Genomic DNA, 4665 nt, shown 5'->3' with positions numbered 1-4665 from the left:
CCGCCGGTCCGGGCGCCGCCGGACCGGCCGGGCCCATCGCGCACCGCCTCGCCGCGCGGCTCGCCGCCGCCACCACCGTCACCACCGGCACCACCGTCACCACCGGCACCACCGTCGGCACGGTCGACGACGTCATCGCCGCCTCCGCCGCCTCCGCCTCCGGCGGTCGCAAGCGCCGCCCGCCGGAGGTCCCGGGCCGCCTGATCGTCCTGACCTCCGGCACCACCGGCGCCCCCAAAGGCGCCTACCGCTCCAACCCGCCGGGCCTGGCCGCCGCGGCCGCTCTGCTGTCCCGCATCCCGCTGCGGTCCTGCGAATCGGTCCTGGTGACCACGCCCCTGTTCCACATGTGGGGCCTGGCAGCCTTGCAGATCGCCATGCCGCTGCGCGACACCCTGATCCTGCAACGCCGCTTCGAACCCAAGGCGGCGCTCCAGGCCGTCGCCGACTTCGGCTGCTCGGTGCTGTTCGGCGTCCCCGTCGTCCTGCAACGGATCCTGGAACTGCCGCCCGGCCTGCGCGACGCCTACGACACCTCCACCCTGCGCGTCGTCGCCACCTCCGGCGCCGCGATCCCGTCGCCGGTCGTCACGGCGTTCATGGACGTCTTCGGCGACGTCCTCTACAACTTCTACGGCTCCACCGAGGTCTCCTGGGCCGCCGTCGCCGACCCCGGCGACCTCCGGATCGCCCCCACCACGGCCGGCCGCCCGCCGCTGGACTCGCGCCTGAAGGTGCTCGACGACCACGGCGCGACCGTGCCCCGGGGCGTCACCGGCCGCATCTTCGTCTGGAACGACATGCTGTTCGCCGGCTACACCACCGGCAGCACCAAGGAGTACCGCGCCGGCTTCATGGCCACCAACGACCGGGGCCACATCGACTCCTCCGGCCGCCTGTTCGTCCACGGCCGCGACGCCGACATGATCGTGTGCGCGGGCCAGCGGCTGTTCCCCCGGGAGGTCGAGGATCTGCTGGCGGCGCTGCCGCAGGTGCGGGAGGCGGCGGTGGTCGGCGTGCCGGACGGCGACCTCGGCCAGTGCTTCGCCGCCTACGTCGTGCCGAGGCCGGGCGCGGAGCTCTCGGCGGCCCGGGTGCGCGAGGTGGTGGCCCGCCACCTGGCGGCGGCCGCGGTGCCGCGTGACGTCGTGTTCGTCGACGTCCTGCCGCGCAACGCCACGGGGAAGGTCATGGTGCGGGACCTGCCGCCCTCACTGGCGGGGGCCTGAGCTGCGGCCGGTCCGCGCCGCCCACCCCGCCAGGGCTCATCAGAGCCCTGACGGGCACCTCGGCCGTCAACCCCCCGTCAACCCACCACCACCGACTCCGACCCCACCCCGGTCCCCGTAGCCGGATGGCGCGCCCGCCAGGTGCGCGCCATCCGGCCGCTTCTCACCCTTGCCCGCCCCGACTCCCGCCTATCCGCGTCGTCGCCGAATCTCAACCTTTGATCGAGTGACCGAGGCCGCCCCGATCCCCGCGAGCACCGGCACGACCACCACGGTGCCGATCAGGAACCACCACGGGATCGCCAGGTAGCTCTGTGCGTGCACCGCGCGCGACACCCCCAGGAAACCTCCGCGCGCATCGGCGGCCGACTGCACGAAACTGTGGGACCGCGCCTCGATGATCGCCACCGCGGGCACGAGTCCGGTCGCCGACCCCAATACCGTACCCAGCACAGCCGTGATCGTGGCCTGTGATCCCGCCAACGTCCGCCGCACCCGCGGCCGGGCCCCGACCGCCGCCAGCGTCTCCAGATCGGCCTCGCTGTCGGTGATGGCCAACCCGGTGGCGATCGCCGCCGCGCCCAGCGTCACGAACGCCGCGACCGCCGCCAGCGCCAGCATCGCGGTGTCCTCGCCGCCCTGATAGCCCCGCTCCACCTTCAACAGCGCGGTGGTGCCCAGCGACTCCGCGGCGGCGTTGGCCCGCTCCTCCTCGGCGCGCGTCGGCATCCGGGTCGTGTCGAACAGAATCATCGACGGCACATACTTCGCACCGTATTTGTCGGCCACCGCCTGCGGAATCAGGGCCCGCACGCCGCTGACCGCGCTATGGTCCTTGGCGCTCGCCACAGCCGCGGGCAGCGTGGTGTCGGCAGGCGCGGGACCGGAGCAGTACGGACCGAACTGCTTGCGCAGCTCCTCGGGCATGTCCGCACCGTCCGGCGGACACGAGCGCTGGAGCGCGACGGTCGCCTTCCCCTGCCCGGTCACCGGATCGAACCCGTCCAGGTCGTAGCGGTTGAACACCACCATCCCGCCCTCGGCGAGCACCTTCTCGGCGGCCGGATCCACGGTGCCGGTCAACGCCCGCAGCGTCGCCGCGTCCCCGGGCACCACCTGCCCGCCGGAGAACGCCGCGGTACACCGCGGATCGGCCTGGATCATCGACTCGCCGTCCGCCCCGGCCGAGATCGGCGCGCTGTTGGCGCCGAAGAACGGACAATCATTCCCGGGCGTGCGCTTGACCACCACCCTGATCGGCACGAAGCCGTTGAAGTCCTGCGACATGACCACCGCCGCCGACCGCACCGGCAGCGTGGCCCCGATCGCCGCGATCGCCTTCCGCGAATCCACCGGCTGGGCATCCGGACCGGTGTCCAGCCCGTCGAACCGCATCCCGGCCCGCGATCCGGCCGCCGACTCGTTCGCCGCGGCCCACCCGAACATCAGCGCCACCTGCCCCGGACGCAAAGTGCTGTGATACTGCGCCCGCCCCCGGGCATCCTCAGTGGCCAACAACGTGGCCACCGCCGTGGACCCGGCCACAGCGGCCAGAATCGCCGCCACCGCCGGCGCCGTCCGCCCCCGATTCCGCGCACTGTCCCGCAACGCCATCCGCCCGGTCAACGGCAACGCCCGCCCGAACTTCCCCACCAAGGCGACCACCATCGGCGTACAGGCCACCACCCCCAACTCCGACACCGCGATCCCGGCCACCAACGGCACCGTGTGAATCCCCGGCTGGAACACCGCGTACCCGGTCGCCGCCACCCCACCTCCCAGCACCAGCACCCCGAGCGAGGCCAACCTCCACGGCACCCCCCGCGCCCCCCGCCGCCCCCCGGTCAACGCCTGCAACACATGCTGCCGCGCAGTGATGATCGCCGGAATCAGCGCCGCGATCAACCCGGTGACCACCCCCAACACCGCCGCCAGCGCCAACTCCGCCAACGACACCCGGAACGCCCCGGGCTCCCGATGCGTCAGCCTCACCGCCTCCGGAAGCGCAAGCCGGCCCAACCCCACCCCGACCACCACCCCGGCCACCCCACCCACCGCCCCGAGCACCGCCCCGTCCGCCAGCACCACCGCCCGCACCATCCGCTGATCAGCCCCCGCAGCCCCCATCAACCCGAAATCCCGCCGCCGCTTCCGCGCCCCCACCGCGAACGCCGGCCCGGCCAGCAGCACCACCTCCATCAACGCCATGACGACCCCGACCGCCCCCACCGCGACCAACGCCTCCGTAAGCCGACTGTTCCCCGCCACAGCCCCCTGATGATCCCGCAACAACGGCACCAGCCCATCCGCCGGCGGATCCAAGACCACAACCCGCGACTCAGCCGCATACCCGCCCTGATTCAGCCGCAGCACCTGCGCCCACGACAACCCACCAGGCACCTGCGCCAACCAATGCGCAGCCCCCACATAATCAACCGGCTCCGGCACCGTCCCAGGAAAAGCCAGCACCTCATCAGCATCCAGATGCGACGGCTCGTCATACTCCCCAACGATCCGCAACCCATGATCGGGCAACCGCCCATCCGGCCCCGGCTGCTCACTCCCATTGAGGTACTCCACACTGACCTCATCACCCACATGCCTGCCCAACGACGCCAACAACGACGTCGACAACGTCACCTCACCCACACCCCGAGGCGCCCGCCCCCCAATCCGCTGATAAAGCCCGCCCAACAACGGATCCCCAAGATCCCGCTCAGCAATCTGCACCGTGTACGACCCATGCGCCGACCGCACCCGCACCTGCTGCTTGTCCGGCAACGCCACCACCCGCGACCCCACCGGCAACACCCCAGCCTCCACCGGCGACGCGATCTGCACCCCCCTCAACGCCCCCGACAGCATCGCAGCAGCCTGCGGCGGCGCCGGCACACTCCCGTCCGGCAACTGCTCCACCGCCGCCGGCGCGACAAAGTCAACCCGCGCATCAGCCCGCCCCACATCCCGCCCCAGCTGCTCAGCAGCCGTAAGCGTCACCGTGTGATAGAGCGTGTCAGCCGCCGCAGCCCCAGCCACCGGCAACGCCAACATCGCCGCGACGAGCACCGAACGACCCTTATGGCGCAGAGCTTCGCGGCGCGCGATTCGAACCGCGACCTTCCAGATCATGATGACCAGAGATACCGCGTGTATTCGAGCTCTGCATCCTGCGGAATGCGTAGATGGTGGCAGCGGCCCCCCCCCCCCCCCCCCCCCCCCCCCCGATACCTAGACCGGCAGCCACAAGCCCCACCACCCACCACCGCCCCCGAGTCCTTCAGTCCCCTGCCCGGGTTTTTGGTTCGTTCCCCTCGGTCACGTCGGCAGGGCTTTGCCTACAGTGCCGCCGACAGGGCTTTTGCGTTCTCATGGGTTGGTTTGTATGCCTAGTAGTTTCAGGGTGTGGTTGCGGTGGTCGCGCATGTGGTCGGTGGCG

2 protein-coding genes are annotated in these 4665 nt (G+C 71.7%); one reads left to right on the top strand and one right to left on the bottom strand.

Annotation, left to right across the window (positions count from 1 at the left end):
• Positions 1 to 1229 (top strand): AMP-binding protein (locus ABD481_RS46265; RefSeq protein WP_344672306.1); only part of this gene is annotated, 1229 nt, incomplete at its 5' end.
• Positions 1230 to 1418: 189 nt separating this feature from the next.
• Here ABD481_RS46265 and ABD481_RS46260 read toward each other — a convergent pair.
• Positions 1419 to 4295, bottom strand: coding sequence for an FtsX-like permease family protein (locus ABD481_RS46260; RefSeq protein ID WP_344672305.1), 2877 nt, complete (start codon positions 4293 to 4295; stop codon positions 1419 to 1421).
• Between the last annotated feature and the right edge of the window lie 370 nt (positions 4296 to 4665).

The sequence above is a fragment of the Catenulispora yoronensis genome, assembly GCF_039531695.1.
In the GTDB taxonomy this organism is placed as follows: Bacteria; Actinomycetota; Actinomycetes; order Streptomycetales; family Catenulisporaceae; genus Catenulispora; species Catenulispora yoronensis.
The sequence above is the reverse complement of the archived record's forward strand: the minus strand, read 5'-3'. Positions and strand labels throughout refer to the sequence as shown.